At 54.7% G+C, this 16,553-nt stretch carries 14 protein-coding genes; 6 read left to right on the top strand and 8 right to left on the bottom strand.

Features of this window, described 5'->3' with window-relative positions; all coding sequences use genetic code 11:
• The first annotated feature begins 96 nt into the window (after positions 1 to 96).
• Together L370_RS07455 and yccS are read left to right on the top strand one after the other, a co-directional pair.
• Positions 97 to 543 carry a YccF domain-containing protein gene (locus L370_RS07455; protein WP_023335159.1) on the top strand — a complete coding sequence of 149 codons (447 nt, stop codon included), beginning with the start codon at positions 97 to 99 and terminating at the stop codon, positions 541 to 543.
• Positions 544 to 562: 19 nt separating this feature from the next.
• Positions 563 to 2,725, top strand: a complete 2,163-nt coding sequence (yccS, locus tag L370_RS07460) for a YccS family putative transporter (RefSeq protein ID WP_023335158.1) — start codon at positions 563 to 565, stop codon at positions 2,723 to 2,725.
• Here the strand turns inward: yccS and L370_RS07465 are convergent.
• Complete coding sequence (locus L370_RS07465; protein ID WP_023335157.1) at positions 2,682 to 3,308, bottom strand: TfoX/Sxy family DNA transformation protein; 627 nt, start codon at positions 3,306 to 3,308, stop codon at positions 2,682 to 2,684. The genes yccS and L370_RS07465 overlap by 44 nt on opposite strands.
• Before the next feature lie 217 nt (positions 3,309 to 3,525).
• Here L370_RS07465 and sulA point away from each other — a divergent pair, with 217 nt between their 5' ends.
• Both sulA and ompA read left to right on the top strand, forming a co-directional pair.
• Positions 3,526 to 4,035, top strand: coding sequence for an SOS-induced cell division inhibitor SulA (sulA, locus tag L370_RS07470; protein ID WP_032638797.1), 510 nt, complete (start codon positions 3,526 to 3,528; stop codon positions 4,033 to 4,035).
• A 354-nt stretch (positions 4,036 to 4,389) separates the two neighbouring features.
• Entirely contained in the window at positions 4,390 to 5,445 is a 1,056-nt protein-coding gene (ompA, locus tag L370_RS07475) for a porin OmpA (RefSeq protein WP_023335155.1), read from the top strand.
• Positions 5,446 to 5,508: 63 nt separating this feature from the next.
• On the opposite strand, the gene matP is transcribed toward ompA, so the two are convergent.
• Complete coding sequence (matP, locus tag L370_RS07480; RefSeq protein WP_008499929.1) at positions 5,509 to 5,961, bottom strand: macrodomain Ter protein MatP; 453 nt, start codon at positions 5,959 to 5,961, stop codon at positions 5,509 to 5,511.
• A 186-nt stretch (positions 5,962 to 6,147) separates the two neighbouring features.
• On the opposite strand from matP, the gene L370_RS07485 reads away from it, so the two are divergent.
• Positions 6,148 to 7,908, top strand: a complete 1,761-nt coding sequence (locus tag L370_RS07485; RefSeq protein WP_023335154.1) for an AAA family ATPase — start codon at positions 6,148 to 6,150, stop codon at positions 7,906 to 7,908.
• A gap of 68 nt (positions 7,909 to 7,976) precedes the next feature.
• On the top strand, positions 7,977 to 8,495 hold the full coding sequence (fabA, locus tag L370_RS07490) for a 3-hydroxyacyl-[acyl-carrier-protein] dehydratase FabA (RefSeq protein WP_008499931.1): 519 nt from the start codon (positions 7,977 to 7,979) through the stop codon (positions 8,493 to 8,495).
• A 71-nt stretch (positions 8,496 to 8,566) separates the two neighbouring features.
• Here the strand turns inward: fabA and rmf are convergent, their stop codons facing one another.
• The 6 genes from rmf to rlmKL form a co-directional block, all read right to left on the bottom strand.
• Positions 8,567 to 8,734 (bottom strand): ribosome modulation factor, encoded by a 168-nt coding sequence (gene rmf, locus L370_RS0122020; RefSeq protein ID WP_013097261.1) that lies wholly within the window; start codon positions 8,732 to 8,734, stop codon positions 8,567 to 8,569.
• A 256-nt stretch (positions 8,735 to 8,990) separates the two neighbouring features.
• Complete coding sequence (pqiC, locus tag L370_RS07495; RefSeq protein WP_023335153.1) at positions 8,991 to 9,557, bottom strand: membrane integrity-associated transporter subunit PqiC; 567 nt, start codon at positions 9,555 to 9,557, stop codon at positions 8,991 to 8,993.
• Positions 9,554 to 11,194 (bottom strand): intermembrane transport protein PqiB, encoded by a 1,641-nt coding sequence (gene pqiB / locus L370_RS07500; protein ID WP_023311025.1) that lies wholly within the window; start codon positions 11,192 to 11,194, stop codon positions 9,554 to 9,556. Before pqiB ends, pqiC begins: the two co-directional genes overlap by 4 nt.
• 4 nt (positions 11,195 to 11,198) lie before the next feature.
• Entirely contained in the window at positions 11,199 to 12,452 is a 1,254-nt protein-coding gene (gene pqiA, locus L370_RS07505) for a membrane integrity-associated transporter subunit PqiA (protein WP_023335152.1), read from the bottom strand.
• A 13-nt stretch (positions 12,453 to 12,465) separates the two neighbouring features.
• Positions 12,466 to 14,373, bottom strand: a complete 1,908-nt coding sequence (locus L370_RS07510) for an ABC transporter ATP-binding protein (protein WP_023335151.1) — start codon at positions 14,371 to 14,373, stop codon at positions 12,466 to 12,468.
• Between the two features lie 12 nt (positions 14,374 to 14,385).
• Entirely contained in the window at positions 14,386 to 16,494 is a 2,109-nt protein-coding gene (gene rlmKL / locus L370_RS07515; protein ID WP_023335150.1) for a bifunctional 23S rRNA (guanine(2069)-N(7))-methyltransferase RlmK/23S rRNA (guanine(2445)-N(2))-methyltransferase RlmL, read from the bottom strand.
• Positions 16,495 to 16,553: the final 59 nt, after the last annotated feature.

Genomic DNA, 16,553 nt, shown 5'->3' with positions numbered 1-16,553 from the left:
TTACCTGACAGTTTAACTGCCAGTTTTAAGGTGCTCCAGCCTAAAAAAACGTTACAATCATTGGGCGTTAATTTTATCGAAAGGAAGTGAGGGTTTATGCGTACCGTTCTGAATGTGTTGAATTTTGTGCTGGGCGGTTTTGCCACCACCCTTTCCTGGCTTTTTGCCACGCTGGTGAGCATCGTCCTGATTTTCACGCTTCCCCTGACCCGATCCTGCTGGGAAATCACAAAACTCTCCTTCATCCCCTACGGGAATGAAGCCATCCACGTTGACGAGCTGAATCCGGAGAGCAAAAACGCCCTGATGAATACGGGTGGAACCCTGCTGAACATTCTGTGGCTGATTTTCTTCGGCTGGTGGCTGTGCATCATGCATATTTTTGCCGGAATTGCACAGTGCATCACGATTATTGGTATTCCGGTGGGGATCGCGAACTTTAAGATCGCCGCCATCGCCCTTTGGCCCGTTGGTCGCAGGGTTGTTCCGGTAGAAGTGGCCCAGGCGGCGCGTGAAGCAAACGCGCGTCGTCGTTTTCAGTAAATAAGGACTGGCCGCGTTTATGCTAAGCCCACTGCTTCGCCGTTATACCTGGAACAGCACCTGGCTTTACAACGTCAGGATATTTATCGCGCTTTGCGGCACGGTTGCCCTGCCCTGGTGGCTAAATGATGTCAAGCTCACCATTCCGCTCACGCTGGGGGTGGTGGCCGGGGCGCTGGCGGACCTGGACGATCGTCTGGCCGGGCGTTTACGCAACCTGGTCATTACGCTTGTCTGCTTTTTCATTGCGTCAGCGTCCGTTGAGCTGCTTTTCCCGTGGCCATGGCTGTTTGCCCTGGGCCTCACGCTCTCAACCAGCGGGTTTATTTTGCTGGGCGGTCTTGGGCAGCGCTATGCCACCATCGCTTTTGGCGCATTGCTGATCGCTATCTACACCATGCTGGGCGTTTCCCTGTATGACCAGTGGTACCAGCAGCCGGTTCTGCTGTTGCTGGGCGCTATCTGGTATAACCTGCTGACGCTAACCGGTCATCTGATCTTCCCGGTTCGCCCTCTGCAGGATAACCTTGCCCGCAGCTTTGAGCAGCTAGCCCACTATCTGGAACTGAAATCCCGGCTGTTCGACCCGGATATCGAGGAAGAAAGCCAGGCGCCGCTCTACGATCTGGCGCTGGCAAATGGCCAGCTGGTCGCCACCCTTAACCAGACGAAAGCCTCTCTGCTTACCCGCCTGCGCGGCGATCGCGGCCAGCGCGGAACCCGAAGGACCTTACACTACTACTTTGCAGCCCAGGACATTCATGAACGCGCCAGCTCTTCGCACGTTCAGTATGCAGCCCTGCGCGAGAAGTTCCGCTACAGCGACGTCATGTTCCGCTTCCAGCGCCTGCTGTCCATGCAGTCCCAGGCGTGCCAGCAGCTCTCACGTTCCATTCTGCTGCGCACGCCCTATCAGCATGATCCCCGCTTTGAACGCGTATTCAGCCATCTGGATGCGGCGCTCGACCGCGTTCAGGCCAGCGGAACGTCACCGGAGCACATCAAAGCGCTGGGCTTTCTGCTGAACAACCTGCGGGCGATTGATGCTCAGCTGGCGACAATTGAGTCCGAACAGGCGATGGCGCTGCCGGGCAGTGAGGTGGAAAACCAGCTTGCTGATGACAGCGTGCACAGCGTTAGCGATATGTGGCTACGTCTGAGCCGCAACTTTACGCCGGAGTCGGCTCTCTTTCGCCACGCGGTGAGAATGTCGCTTGTCCTGTGCGTGGGTTATGCCTTTATACAGATAACCGGGCTGCACCACGGCTACTGGATCCTGTTGACCAGCCTGTTCGTCTGCCAGCCGAACTATAACGCTACCCGACACCGTCTAGCGCTGCGTATTATCGGCACGCTGGTTGGCGTCGCGATCGGCCTTCCGGTGCTCTATTTTGTGCCCTCCGTTGAAGGTCAATTGATCCTGATCGTGATCACCGGCGTGCTGTTCTTCGCGTTTCGCAACGTGCAGTATGCCCACGCTACCATGTTCATCACGCTGCTGGTGCTGCTCTGCTTTAACCTGCTGGGTGAGGGGTTTGAAGTCGCCCTGCCCCGCGTGATCGATACCCTGATTGGCTGCGCGATAGCCTGGGCCGCGGTCAGCTTTATCTGGCCGGACTGGCGTTTTCGCAATTTGCCGCGCGTGGTAGACAGGGCGATGAACGCCAACTGTCGATACCTTGACGCTATCCTGGAGCAGTACCACCAGGGGCGCGATAACCGCCTAGCTTACCGGATAGCACGTCGCGACGCGCACAACAGTGATGCAGAACTGGCCTCCGTTGTTTCTAACATGTCAACGGAGCCTCACGCCACGGCGGAGATCCGTGAGACCGCGTTCCGCCTGCTCTGCCTGAACCATACGTTCACCAGCTATATTTCGACGCTGGGTGCCCACCGTGAGAAACTCACCAACCCGGGTATTCTCAACCTGCTCGATGACGCCGTCTGCTATGTTGACGACGCGCTTCATCACCGACCGGCCGATGAGCCGCGCGTTCAACTGGCGCTGGATGAACTGGCTCAACGCATTGCGCATCTTGACCCGGGAAACGACAGCAAAGCGCCGCTGGTTCTTCAGCAGATAGGCCTGCTTATCGCTCTGCTGCCTGAAATTTGCCGGCTGCAACAGCAAATCGCTACCTGGAGGAGTGATTCTCCTGTGGCTCAGGCAGCGCATTAAACCACTCCGTCAGCTCCCGGCGAATGCCTGCCGGGAGTGCCGCCTCATGCAGTCCCACAATGGCCCCCTCCAGCGCGAAGAGCACTTTAATACTCAGCGCTTTGTTTTTTGCCCGCATCTTCAGCCAGCTTTCCCTCGCACCCAGCGCCCGCAGCGTCTCTTCATTAGTGATACCCGCTTCGAAGAGCAACACTTCCAGCTGAAAAGTGAGGTTTGGTAGATCTTTAAGACGGTTTCGCTGATGCCGCTGATAACGCTCTTTCCTTGCCGCATTGAGCGCGAATGAGGAGAGCTTTAGCAGACGCTCCCTGTCCTGCCACAGCCCGTCGTCTACACGATAGTAGTTGAGTAGCACAGGGCGACCCCGCTTCATCAGCGTCAAAAATGAAGAGGCATTCTTTACACAGTATTTCGCACTCTCCTCACAGGCCCGAAGATAAAGCTCGCCATCAGACACCATGGCAAAAACCGCATCATCCACCGCCAGGGTATAGCCGCCAAACAGCGCGCGATGGTGTATTTCGCCCAGCGGCGAGAGGTATTCCTGGGATTTATAAATCCGTTCATAAGATATCTTTTTCATGATATTTCCCTTCAAAATCATAAAGTAACAACGAAATTTCTTACTAGCGGATCCGTTAGCAGGAAAATAGGCAACTTAGCGCCGTTGAGCAAGATGATTTTTCGAGGGGCATCAAGATTGAATCAATTTTGCGAGTCGCTTTCCGAAAATGAGGTTGATCTTTATGCATACAGGGGTTACTGTATATCCATACAGTAACTACAGGGCTGGAATGAATATGCACACTTCAGGCTATGCAAATCGCTCAACCTCTCTCTCTTCTACCGCAGGCAATGTCGCGCAGAATTCCGTCGAGCGTGTTTCCACGGGGCTAATCAGTGAAGTGGTTTATCGTGAAGACCAGCCCCTGTTGACGCAACTTCTGCTGTTGCCGTTATTGCAACAGCTTGGTCAGCAATCGCGCTGGCAGCTTTGGCTCACGCCGCAGCAAAAATTGAGCCGCGAGTGGGTTCAGTCCGCAGGCCTTCCGCTCACCAAGGTTATGCAAATTAATCAGCTCTCGCCTTGCGATACCGTTGAGTCGATGATCCGCGCGTTACGCACCGGAAATTACAGCGTGGTGATTGGATGGTTATCGGAAGAGTTGACGGAAGAAGAACATTTCCGTCTAACTGAAGCAGCGGAAGAAGGGAATGCGATCGGCTTCATTATGCGTCCGGTTCGATCGGATTCTTACCGCAAAGGACAACATTCAGGGCTAAAAATTCACTCGAATTTGTATCATTGAGTGAAATTAAGATTTTTCCTGGAATTTTTTTTGACCCCAAGATGCGGTTTTAGTTCCCGGCCTCAAAATTGCGGCAAGGCTTGTCTGGTGCGGTTCTCCTTAATTTTATTGCACAAAATTCGTTCATAAAATGTTAAATAATAGGTATACGGAACTTTTTTTTTCATATGCCTGACGGACTTCACACTTGTAAGTTTTCAGCTACGTTGTAGACTTTACATCGCCAGGGGTGCTCGGCCTAAGCCGAAGATATCGGTAGATTTATATTTGACCACGCCCCCCGGTGAAGGATTTAACCGTGATTCTCTCTTGAGACTTTCATGGCGAATTTTGGATGATAACGAGGCGCAAAAAATGAAAAAGACAGCTATCGCGATTGCAGTGGCACTGGCTGGCTTCGCTACCGTAGCGCAGGCCGCTCCGAAAGATAATACCTGGTATGCAGGTGGTAAACTGGGCTGGTCTCAGTTCCATGACACCGGCTGGTACGACAGCGCAAACAACAATGATGGCCCTACTCACGAGAGCCAGCTTGGTGCAGGTGCGTTCGGTGGCTATCAGGTTAACCCGTATGTTGGTTTTGAAATGGGTTACGACTGGTTAGGTCGTATGCCATACAAAGGCGACACCGTAAACGGCGCTTTCAAAGCACAGGGCGTTCAGCTGACCGCTAAACTGGGTTACCCAGTAACTGACGATCTGGACGTGTACACCCGTCTGGGCGGCATGGTATGGCGCGCTGACTCCAGCAACAGCCGTGCTGGCGACGATCATGACACCGGTGTTTCCCCAGTATTCGCTGGTGGCGTTGAGTGGGCAATGACCCGTGACATCGCTACCCGTCTGGAATACCAGTGGGTTAACAACATCGGCGACGGCAACACCGTTGGTGTTCGTCCAGACAACGGCATGCTGAGCGTAGGTGTTTCCTACCGTTTCGGCCAGCAGGAAGATGCAGCACCAGTTGTTGCTCCAGCGCCGGCTCCAGCTCCAGAAGTACAGACCAAGCACTTCACTCTGAAGTCTGACGTTCTGTTCAACTTCAACAAAGCGACTCTGAAACCAGAAGGTCAGCAGGCACTGGATCAGCTGTACACCCAGCTGAGCAACCTGGATCCTAAAGACGGTTCTGTCGTGGTTCTGGGCTTCACCGACCGTATCGGTTCTGACGCTTACAACCAGAAACTGTCTGAGAAACGTGCTCAGTCTGTTGTTGATTACCTGATCTCTAAAGGTATCCCAGCTAACAAGATCTCCCCACGTGGTATGGGCGAATCTAACCCAGTTACTGGCAACACCTGTGACAACGTGAAAGCTCGCGCTGCACTGATCGACTGCCTGGCTCCAGATCGTCGCGTTGAGATCGAAGTTAAAGGCATCAAAGACGTTGTAACTCAGCCAGCGGCATAAGTTATCGTCTTATAAAAAAACCCCGCCATGCGGGGTTTTTTATTGTCCTAAGAAAAGAAAAATCTATTTTTTACCCAACAGAGCCTGAAGGTCATTCTTCAGCGTCGACATCTGGTTGGCATATTTCTCTTTGTGTTCGGCATCCTCAATCAACTGCACGATGGTTTCCGAAAGCGTTTTGCCCCGTCGCTGCGCCAGCCCAGCGAGGCGTTGCCAGACAACGAACTCCAGATCGATTGATTTTTTGCGAGTGTGCTGATGCTCAGCATTAAAATGCCGTTTGCGTCGCGCGCGGATAGTTTGCTTCATCCGGTTTAACAACGCGGGATTGATGTGTTTCTCAATCCAGCCGTTAACCTGTACCGGTTCATTTTCGAGGGTCAGCAAAATATCCACGGCTTCTTGCGCAGCGCTGGCTTCGATGTAGCAGGTGATCAGCTCCCCTTCTCGGTGCTTTTTGACCAGGTACTTCCATTTCCAGCCGCTTTCGAGATTTTCCAGTTGTTGATATTTCATTGCGATCTCAGTGTTACCACGTAACTCTGTTCAGAATATCAGTTTTTTAGCAATCTGCTGAAAAGAAATCATATCCTGTGAGTGAATGCAGCCAATCGTCCTCTCGAAATCCCCAATCCTGCTTGGGTACAGCCCCCCGCTTACGGTATACTCCACGCTTTTACATCTGACTAAAAAACATCAACTTTGACCATTACGAAACTTGCATGGCGTGACCTTGTTCCGGATACCGAAAGTTTCCAGGAACTGTTTGCACAGCCCGAACTCGCAAAAGAACACGAATTCATCCTTAGCGATACGCAGCCTCGCTTGCATTATGCGCTTGAGCAGGTGTTAAGCCCGTGGGCAACAGCGCCCTTCATGCTGCTCAAGGCCCCGGAAGAAGCGGAATACCTGACGCTGCTCGGAGATGCCGTGCGCCAGCTGAAGCCGGAAGCTAACGCAGTTTTTGGCGGCCAGTATCGTATTGCGGGACATGATGTCACTTTCGAACCGGTGGCGCAGGCCGATGGCCGTTTTGCCGCTAAGGGCGAGGTGATCACCGCTAACTGGGTTGAGGCGGAACAACTCTTTGGTTGTCTGCGCCAGTTTAACGGCGAACTTTCGCTGCAGCCGGGGCTGGTACATCGCGCAAATGGCGGCGTTCTGATCATCTCATTGCGTACCCTGCTCTCGCAGCCACTGTTGTGGATGCGTCTGAAAACCATCGTGCACCAGCAGCGTTTCGACTGGGTCGGCTACGATGAGTCTCGTCCCCTGCCCGTCTCTGTTCCGTCTATGCCGCTGTCGCTGACCGTCGTGCTGACGGGTGACCGTGAATCGCTGGCGGACTTCCAGGAAATGGAGCCGGAGCTCGCTGAGCAGGCGGTGTATAGCGAATACGAAGACAACATCCAGATTGCTGACGCCGACGATATGGCGCAGTGGTGCCAGTGGGTGATGGCCGTTGCTGAGCGTTTTGCGCTGCCAACTCCTGCGGCTGACGCGTGGCCGGGCTTAATCCGCGAAGCGGTGCGCTACACCGGAGACCAGGAAACGCTGCCGCTTTGCCCGCTCTGGATCGGCAAACAGCTGCGTGAAGTGGGTGCGATCAGCGGTAACGGGGCATTTACCGGAGAACAGCTCACTCAGATGCTGGCTCAGCGTGAGTGGCGTGAAGGCTATCTTGCTGACCGTATGCAGGATGAAATTCTGCTGGAACAAATTCTGGTAGAAACTGAAGGCGAGCGCGTCGGGCAGATCAACGCCCTGTCGGTGATTGAATTTCCCGGCCATCCGCGCGCATTCGGGGAACCGTCTCGTATCAGCTGCGTTGTGCACATTGGCGATGGCGAGTTTACCGATATCGAACGGAAAGCCGAGCTGGGCGGCAACATTCACGCGAAAGGCATGATGATCATGCAGGCGTTTTTGATGTCAGAGCTGCAGCTTGAGCAACAGATACCCTTCTCCGCCTCGCTGACGTTTGAGCAGTCCTACAGCGAAGTGGATGGTGATAGCGCCTCTATGGCCGAACTGTGCGCCTTAATCAGCGCCCTGGCGGAAGTGCCCATCAATCAGAACATCGCGATCACCGGTTCGGTGGACCAGTTTGGTCGTGCTCAGCCAGTGGGAGGTCTCAACGAAAAAATTGAAGGCTTCTTCTCTATCTGTCAGCAGCGCGGTTTAAACGGCAAACAGGGTGTGATTATTCCTGCTCCCAACGCACGCCATTTGAGCCTCAGTCAGGACATTCTTGATGCGGTTGAGCAAGAGCAATTCGCTATCTGGGCCATCGAAGGGATTGAGGATGCGCTACCCTTACTGACAAATCTGGTTTGGGATGGCGAAGGGCAAACCACCTTGATGCAGACTATCCAGGAGCGCATAGCTCAGGCGACACAGCAGGATGCTCGTCATCGTTATCCATGGCCGTTACGCTGGCTGGGCTGGTTTAGTTCGAACTGATCGGACTTGTTCAGCGTACACGTGTTAGCTATCCTGCGTCCTTCACTAAAATAAGGCTTACTGAGAACATGGTAGATAAACGCGAATCCTATACAAAAGAAGATCTTCTTGCCTCTGGTCGCGGCGAACTGTTTGGCGCAAAAGGCCCACAGTTACCGGCCCCTAACATGCTGATGATGGACCGTGTCGTGAAAATGACCGAAACCGGCGGCAACTTCGATAAGGGTTACGTAGAAGCAGAACTCGATATCAACCCGGACCTGTGGTTCTTCGGTTGCCACTTTATTGGCGATCCGGTAATGCCTGGCTGTCTGGGCCTGGATGCCATGTGGCAGCTGGTTGGTTTCTATCTGGGCTGGCTGGGCGGAGAAGGTAAAGGCCGCGCGCTGGGCGTGGGCGAAGTCAAATTCACTGGCCAGGTTCTGCCTACAGCGAAGAAAGTGACCTATCGTATTCACTTCAAGCGCATCGTTAACCGCCGCCTGATTATGGGCCTGGCGGATGGCGAAGTGCTGGTAGACGGCCGTCTGATCTATAGCGCAAGCGACCTGAAAGTTGGCCTGTTCCAGGACACTTCCGCGTTCTGATTGTGCTTTTCGTACCTCCAGAAAGGCGAAACCTCCGCATTGCGGAGGTTTCTTTTTTGAAAGAGACGTTATCAGGCTATGAGTGCCCTGTCGCCGATGGCTTCTCGCCAGCCTCCAAGCCATTGTGACCTTTGATTTATCGTCTGATAAGGACACATTTCTTTAGAACGTCCAGCGATGCCGGCCTGATAACCACGTTGATGAGCCCGTTCCAGGCGATCTCGTTTCTGTCTCTTCATGCCTCGTTTCCCTCATTCTTTTGTCTGGTGGAAAGAAAACAGTGTCTGCACTAGATGCACAGGCACAGATAACGAATACCCCGAATTAGTCGCAGCGTCAATGTTCAAAATTCATACGGGTGTCATATTTGTGAGCTACCTGGAAGTTCATTTGTACAAAAATTGTGACGTGGCACAAGTAACAATCTGAAGTGAAAACGAAAAAAAAACCGCAATCAGCGAAAGGCCAACTGCGGTTTTTGATGATGAATTTTACTTATGGCAGCCGGGAAATTTCTCTCGCGATGCTGGCCGACTCCTGTGCCCAACCCTGAGCCAGGACTTTCACCATTTCGTCATAGCCATCTTTCTGCTGCTTCAGCTCCAGATGGAAAGGACGCTTAATCAGCTGCCCCTGATGGTTCAGCAACCACTCCCCGCTGATCACCACCGCACCGTCGTAACGGCCGTGGAAGCCCGTTACCGTGACGTTCAGCGTATCCTGGTCGTTACCCAGCGGCTGCGATGCGACAACCCAACCGGGAAGCTGGCTGCCCAGATTGGCCACCAGGGTGTTGCGCAGCTGCTGATCGAGCGGGCTGGCCCACAGGTTGTTTGTCGCAATCACGTATTTAACGTCGCTGGTCTGATAGACCACGCCATTTCCAGCCAGATAATCCGGCACCGCAACCTGCTCAACCCACAGCTGACGGTTTCCCTGGGTGGCCGTGCTTTGCCCACCGCTGTGGGTAGCCACAGGCAGCTGATAGTAGCTTTTATTATCTACCCCTGAACTGCACGCCGTTAACAGCAGAGCGCCAACCATCAATAGCCACTTTTTCATTCTTTTGCCCTCTTCGGCTCAGGATCCTTTTTATCTTTCGCTTCGAACACCAGCGCGTTGCTCTTCTCGTTGAGCGTTTTCAGCACCGGCTGCAGTTCACGCAAGACCTGATCAAGACGCTGCATATCTGCCACCATCTTGTTGTAGGCCGCTGAACCCGGCTGGAAGCCCTGCATACTGCGGTTCAGCTCACGCAACGTTTTCTGCATATCCTGCGGCAGCTGCTGCATGCTCTGGCTCGCCGTGATCTTGTTGATGTTATCCAGCGTGGTTTGCAGACGACGCATCGTTGCCTGGCTTTCGCTCAGAGAGTTCGTCGCCGCTTCAATCATCGGATTCAGTGGCAGATTGTTGATCTTATCCAGCGTCTCCATCAGACGCTGCTGGATCTGCGCCAGACCGCTGCTCACCGTTGGGATGATCTTATAGCCACCAAATTCACGAATACCGGTAATCGGCGGCGCTTTCGGGTAGAAGTCCATATCCACATACAGCGCACCCGTCACCAGGTTACCCGTTTTCAGCGACCCGCGCAGACCACGGTTCATCAGTTCGTTAATATGCGCCGCGATATCCTGGTTCTCGCCAATCTGGTTCAGCAGACGCTCCGGCTCAATGCGGATCAGCACCGGAATACGATAATCATCGTCCAGCATCTGGCTCAGGCCCGGAACAAAGAATGGAACTTGTCCAACCGTACCAAGACGAATACCGCGGAACTCAACGGGCGCGCCCGGCTGCAGACCGCGGACGGAATCTTTGAAGAACATCAGGAAGTCAATGTGATCGGTATAGAGCGCGTCCTGAATGCTTCGCTGATCGTCAAAGAGTCTGAACGCCGTTTTCTCCGCAACCGGCTGCCCGAGATCCTGCCCCTCAGGCACATCAAAGCTCACACCGCCGCCAAACAGCGTGGTTAAGGAGCCCATTTCTACGCGCATCCCCGCCGAGGTAAGATCCACAGCGATCCCGCTGTCCTTCCAGAAGCGAACGTTGCTGGTCACCAGACGATCGTTTGGCGCATTGATGAACAGCTGATAGCTGATGGTACGCTTTTGCGCATCGAAGGTGCTGGTTTCAACGGAACCGACGCGGTAGCCGCGGAACAGTACCGGGTCACCCGCCGTAAGCTGGCCCGCTTTTTTACTGTCGAGGATCACGCGGATACCCTTGGCATCAGGCGGCGCTAGCGGCGGTGAATCAAGAAGCTGGTATTTTCCCGGCTGGCTACCCTTCGTGCCGGGCTGCAGTTCAATATAGGCCCCGGAGAGCAGCGTCCCTAAGCCGCTGATCCCTTCGCGCCCCACCTGCGGTTTAACCACCCAGAAAACGGAATCGCCATGCAGCAGTTTTTCCATGCCGGCATTAAGGCGCGCCTTAATCTCCACATGGGTTAAATCGTCGGTCAGGGTTGCGCTTTCGACCACGCCCACGTCCACGCTACGGCTTTTGATGGTCGTTTTACCGCCCTCAATCCCCTCGGCATTGGTGGTTATCAGCGTGACTTCCGGTCCCTGATGGCTGTAATGATAAAACAGGATCCATGCACCGATCAGCGCGGTCACGATGGGGAAAATCCACACCGGCGACCAGTTTTTGACCTTCTGCACTTTCGCCTCTCCACTCTTATTTTCCATGCTCTTACTCTTCCTCATGGCTTGATTCAGGCTCACGATCCCACGATAAACGAGGGTCGAAGGTCATGGCCGCAAACATGGTCATAATCACAACCAGTGCAAACATTAAAGCCCCCATCGCGGGATAAATACTCATCAAACCGCCCATCCGCACCAGTGCAGAGAGAACGGCGATGACAAACACGTCAATCATTGACCAGCGTCCGACAAACTCGACCACTTCATAAATCAGGTGCATGCGTTCGCTGTCGCGTTTTCCATGACCTTTCGCATCCCAGCAGAGCCAGGCAATGGCGATCATTTTTAAAGTTGGCACCATAATACTGGCGATAAAAATTACCCCGGCGACCGGATAAGAACCCTCGCCCCAGAGCAATATCACCCCGGCGAGGATCGTCGAGGGCATTTTGTCGCCGAGTAAATCGGTGATCATGATCGGCAGAATATTGGCCGGCAGATACAGCATGATGGACGTGACCAGCAGCGCCATCGTCCACTGCAGGCTATTTTTACGGCGTACGTGACCTTTCGTTTCGCAGCGCGGACAAACGTCGAGATCGGCGGGAAGCACGGCGGTGCAGCACGGGCAAGAACGCAGCCCCTGACGAATACCGGGCACGCCGACCTTCACCGTCTGCGCCAGCGTCGGTGCCGGGGCGATGTCATCCCAGGCCCAGCGCCTGTCCACGCACTGGAATGCGCGCAGCTGCAGGACACAGTAAAGGCACCACGGAATAAAGCTGCTGCCAATCCCCACATCGCCGTACGCCATCAGCTTAACGAAACTGACCAGAATGCCCGCCAGAAAGATCTCGGCCATGCCCCAGCTTTTGAGCTGAAAAAGGATACGCGCGAGCCGGATTTTCAGCGATGCCGGCATCCTGACGCGGTTAACCAGCAAAAGGATAACGACCAGGCAAAAAGCCGGGACTATCTGGACAAACAGGAGAAAAAAGGTGCCGAGGCTGGCGTAATCTTCCGAAAACATTACGCCCGGAATTTCAAGCAAATCAACCTGGCTGGTTATCCCCCCCACCTTCATATAGATAAAGGGGAAGAGATTAGAGAGTAGCAGCATGAACAATGCTGCCAGGGCGTAAGCAGTGGGACGCTGCCGCGGCGCGTCCCACTCGGTTGTCAACGTCGCACCGCAACGTGGACACAGGGCTTTATGTCCGTGACCAAGCTCTGGCAACGCCACGAGCATATCGCATTGCGAGCATAAAATATGCCTGTCGGCATGGTGCTGGTCACACATATGTTATCCCTGTTTATGCGCCGTTCTTCAGAGACTCAAGGTACTCCCAGCGCTCAAATGCTTCTTCCAGGGCTTTTTCAGCCGCGGACAGTTCTGACAGTACTTTCTGAGTATAGTCATGCGATTGGGTAAAGAATGACGCATCAGCAACCTGTTTTTGCAGATCCTCAAGCGCGGCCTCCAGCTCTTCCAGACGCTGAGGTAGCCCCTCCAGTTCGCGCTGCAGGTTATAACTTAGTTTAGCCGAGGTTTTCTTGACAGTTTCTGCTTTTGTTACAGCAGGTTCAGAACTCGTTTTGGACTTTGACTGTTTCTGCGCCAGAGACTGCGATTGCTGCCCTTTTGCATCGTGATAACCGCCTACGTACTGTCCAACTCGCCCTTCACCTTCGAAGATCCAGCATTCTGTCACGGTGTTATCAACAAACTGACGATCGTGGCTAACCAGCATCACGGTCCCCTGATAACCGTCAATCAGTTCTTCGAGAAGTTCCAGCGTTTCGACATCCAGGTCGTTCGTTGGTTCATCGAGAATCAACAGGTTACTTGGTTTCAGGAACAAACGCGCCAGCAGCAGACGATTTCGCTCCCCGCCTGACAACGCACGCACCGGGGTCATTGCACGTTTCGGATGGAACAGGAAGTCCTGCAGATAGCCCAGCACGTGGCGCGGCTTGCCGTTTACCATCACCTCTTGCTTACCTTCGGCGAGGTTATCCATCACCGTGCGGTCCGGATCCAGCTCCGCGCGGTGCTGGTCGAAGTAGGCCACTTCCAGCTTAGTCCCGCAGTGAATGCGGCCGCTGTCGGCCTGCAGCTGGCCCAGCATCAGCTTCAGCAGCGTGGTTTTACCGCAGCCGTTCGGGCCGATAAGGGCAATTTTGTCGCCGCGCTGAACCTGGGCGGAGAAATCTTTCACCAGCACTTTGCCATCAACCTGATAGTTGACGTTTTCCATTTCGAAGACAATCTTGCCGGAACGGGACGCTTCTTCCACCTGCATCTTCGCGCTGCCCATCACTTCACGGCGTTCGCTGCGCTCACGGCGCATTGCCTTCAGCGCGCGCACGCGGCCTTCGTTACGGGTGCGGCGGGCCTTGATGCCCTGGCGGATCCACACCTCTTCCTGCGCCAGCTTGCGGTCGAACTCCGCATTCTGCAGCTCTTCCACGCGCAGGTTTTCTTCTTTCTCCAGCAGATAGGTGTCGTAATCGCCAGGATAGGTGACCAGCTTGCCGCGGTCGAGATCGACAATACGCGTCGCCATGTTGCGAATAAACGAACGGTCGTGCGAGATAAAGATGATGGTGCCGCTGAAGGTTTTCAGGAAACCTTCCAGCCAGTCAATCGCTTCGATATCCAGGTGGTTCGTTGGTTCGTCCAGCAGCAGCACCTTCGGCCCGCTGACCAGCGCGCGGCCCAGGGCCGCTTTACGCAACCAGCCGCCGGAGAGTGCCGACAGCTCCATGTCCGCTTCCAGACCAAGCTGGGCCAGAACCTCGTTAATGCGGTTTTCAAGCTGCCACAGACCGTGGTGATCGAGCATCTCCTGCACTTTCGCCAGTTCGTTGAGGTTTTTGTCGCTCGGATCGGTCATCACCAGATGCGAAATCTCGTGATAGCGCTTCAGGTATTCGGCCTGCTCAGAAATGCCTTCCGCCACGAAATCGTAAACGCTGCCGGTCACGTGACGCGGCGGGTCCTGCTGGAGGCGAGAGACGATCAGATCCTGCTCGTAAACGATGCGGCCGTCATCCAGCCCCTGTTCGCGGTTGAGGATTTTCATCAGCGTGGATTTACCCGCGCCGTTACGGCCCACCAGACAGACGCGCTCGTTATCTTCGATATGCAGCTCTGCATTATCGAGAAGCGGCGAGTCGCTGAAAGAGAGCCACGCGCCGTGCATGCTAATTAATGACATTTATTTTTCCTTTCAGACCGCGGTAATCAACCAGCAGTTATGAATTTGACGGTTACGGGCAAAGTCCTGAGACAGCGTTTTTTGGCTGATTTCTTGTGCTTGCAGTCCCAGGGCTGCTAAACCGTCATGATCCATACGGAAGCCGCGTTTGTTGTTCGAGAACATAATGGTGCCGCCCTTGCGCAGCAGACGCTTCAGGTCGGTCATCAGGCGCAGGTGATCGCGTTGTACGTCAAAGCTATCCTCCATACGCTTGGAGTTGGAGAAGGTCGGCGGATCGATAAAGATCAGATCGAACTGCTCGTCGGTATCACGCAGCCAGCCCAGCACATCAGCCTGCATCAGGCGGTGCTGACGTCCGGTTAAACCGTTAAGACGCAGGTTGCGCTCAGCCCATTCCAGATAGGTGCGGGACATATCCACCGTGGTGGTGCTCCGCGCGCCGCCCAGACCCGCATGCACGCTCGCACTGCCGGTATAGGAGAACAGGTTGAGGAAATCTTTGCCCTTGCTCATCTGACCCAGCATGCGACGGGCGATACGGTGGTCGAGGAACAGGCCGGTATCCAGATAGTCGGTCAGGTTCACCCACAGGCGAGCGTTGTATTCGCCCACTTCAATGAAGTCACCCTTTTCACCCATCTTCTGGTACTGATTTTTCCCTTTCTGACGCTCGCGGGTTTTCAGCACCAGCTTGTTTGGCGCAATGCCGAGCACGGCGATGGTCGCCGCAATCACATCCAGCATGCGCTGACGCGCTTTTTGCGCATCAATGGTTTTCGGTGGCGCATATTCCTGAATCACCACCCAGTCCGCGTAGCGGTCAACCGCCACGTTGTACTCCGGCAGGTCGGCGTCGTACAGGCGGTAGCATTCAATCCCTTCCTGCCTGGCCCACTTCTCATATTTCTTCAGATTCTTGCGCAGGCGGTTGGCGTAATCTTCCGCCACGCCGGACGGCTTGCTGTCCGCCGCTTTCTCTGCCAGATGGTAGTTTTTCTGCACGCAGTCCAGCGGGCCGTTTTTCGCCTTAAACTGGCGATCGGCACGCAGCTGCAGGCAGCTCAGCAGTTCCGGCGAGGCGCTAAATAGGGAGAGATTCCAGCCGCCGAAGTAATCCTTCATATTGCGGCCCAGCAGGCTATGCAGGGCAATCAGCGCCGGTTCGCTGTCCAGACGCTCGCCGTATGGCGGGTTGCTGATCACGGTACCGTACGGGCCTTTTGGCAGCGGGTTGGTCAGGTTCGCCACGTCTTTCACCTCGAAGGTGACCAGCTCGCCAATACCGGCGCGACGGGCGTTGCTGCGCGCGCGTTCGATTACGCGCGGGTCGCTGTCCGAACCGTAGAAGTGGGAGGTGTACTCCGCCAGACCTTTACGCGCGCGGGTTTGCGCGTCGTCTTTGACCTCTTTCCAGAGCGCTTCATCGTGCTGTGCCCAGCCTTTAAAGCCCCAGTGACCACGATGCAGGCCCGGCGCGCGGTCGGTTGCCAGCATGGCCGCTTCAATCAGCAACGTACCGGAACCACACATCGGATCGAGCAGCGGCGTGCCCGGCTGCCAGCCGGAGCGCATGACGATGGCGGCGGCCAGCGTTTCTTTAATTGGCGCCATACCGGTGCGATCGCGGTAGCCGCGCAGGTGCAGGCCCGCGCCGCTCAGATCGAGAGAAATACTCGCCGTGTCGCCGTTCAGCCAGACGTTAATACGCAGATCCGGATTTTCGCGATCGACGTTCGGACGCTCCTTATTTTTACGCGTGAAGCAGTCCACAATGGCGTCTTTTACGCGCAGGGCACCGTACTGGCTGTTGCGGATCTCGTCGTTTACGCCGTTGAAATGCACCGCAAAGGTGGCATTTGGCGTGAAGATCTCTGTCCAGTCGATCATCTGTACGCCGGTATAGAGGTCCAGGTCGCTATAGACCTTGCACTCCTTCATCGGCAGCATGATGCGCGACGCCAGACGGCTCCACATCAGGCTCTGGTAAATAAGCCGCGTGTCGCCCTCAAAATGGACACCACCCTGAACCACCTGACACTCTTGTGCGCCCAGGCTTTCCAGTTCAGTTTTTAACAGCTCTTCCAGCCCACGGGCCGTACTGGCAAACAGAGAATTCATATCGTCACTTTTACTCTTAGAAAATTGTCGCGCATTATAGCTAATATGGCGTGTATGTC

Origin of the sequence: Enterobacter sp. MGH 24 (assembly GCF_000493015.1) — a bacterium.
GTDB lineage: Bacteria > Pseudomonadota > Gammaproteobacteria > Enterobacterales > Enterobacteriaceae > Enterobacter.
The sequence above is the reverse complement of the archived record's forward strand: the minus strand, read 5'-3'. Positions and strand labels throughout refer to the sequence as shown.

Excerpts from the sequence above, each read along its gene's own strand:
- L370_RS07455 (WP_023335159.1), top strand. The coding sequence starts at position 97 with ATGCGTACCGTTCTGAATGTGTTGAATTTTGTGCTGGGCGGTTTTGCC.
- yccS (WP_023335158.1), top strand. The coding sequence starts at position 563 with ATGCTAAGCCCACTGCTTCGCCGTTATACCTGGAACAGCACCTGGCTT.
- L370_RS07465 (WP_023335157.1), bottom strand. The coding sequence starts at position 3,308 with ATGAAAAAGATATCTTATGAACGGATTTATAAATCCCAGGAATACCTC.
- sulA (WP_032638797.1), top strand. The coding sequence starts at position 3,526 with ATGCACACTTCAGGCTATGCAAATCGCTCAACCTCTCTCTCTTCTACC.
- ompA (WP_023335155.1), top strand. The coding sequence starts at position 4,390 with ATGAAAAAGACAGCTATCGCGATTGCAGTGGCACTGGCTGGCTTCGCT.
- matP (WP_008499929.1), bottom strand. The coding sequence starts at position 5,961 with ATGAAATATCAACAACTGGAAAATCTCGAAAGCGGCTGGAAATGGAAG.
- fabA (WP_008499931.1), top strand. The coding sequence starts at position 7,977 with ATGGTAGATAAACGCGAATCCTATACAAAAGAAGATCTTCTTGCCTCT.
- rmf (WP_013097261.1), bottom strand. The coding sequence starts at position 8,734 with ATGAAGAGACAGAAACGAGATCGCCTGGAACGGGCTCATCAACGTGGT.
- pqiC (WP_023335153.1), bottom strand. The coding sequence starts at position 9,557 with ATGAAAAAGTGGCTATTGATGGTTGGCGCTCTGCTGTTAACGGCGTGC.
- pqiB (WP_023311025.1), bottom strand. The coding sequence starts at position 11,194 with ATGGAAAATAAGAGTGGAGAGGCGAAAGTGCAGAAGGTCAAAAACTGG.
- pqiA (WP_023335152.1), bottom strand. The coding sequence starts at position 12,452 with ATGTGTGACCAGCACCATGCCGACAGGCATATTTTATGCTCGCAATGC.
- L370_RS07510 (WP_023335151.1), bottom strand. The coding sequence starts at position 14,373 with ATGTCATTAATTAGCATGCACGGCGCGTGGCTCTCTTTCAGCGACTCG.
- rlmKL (WP_023335150.1), bottom strand. The coding sequence starts at position 16,494 with ATGAATTCTCTGTTTGCCAGTACGGCCCGTGGGCTGGAAGAGCTGTTA.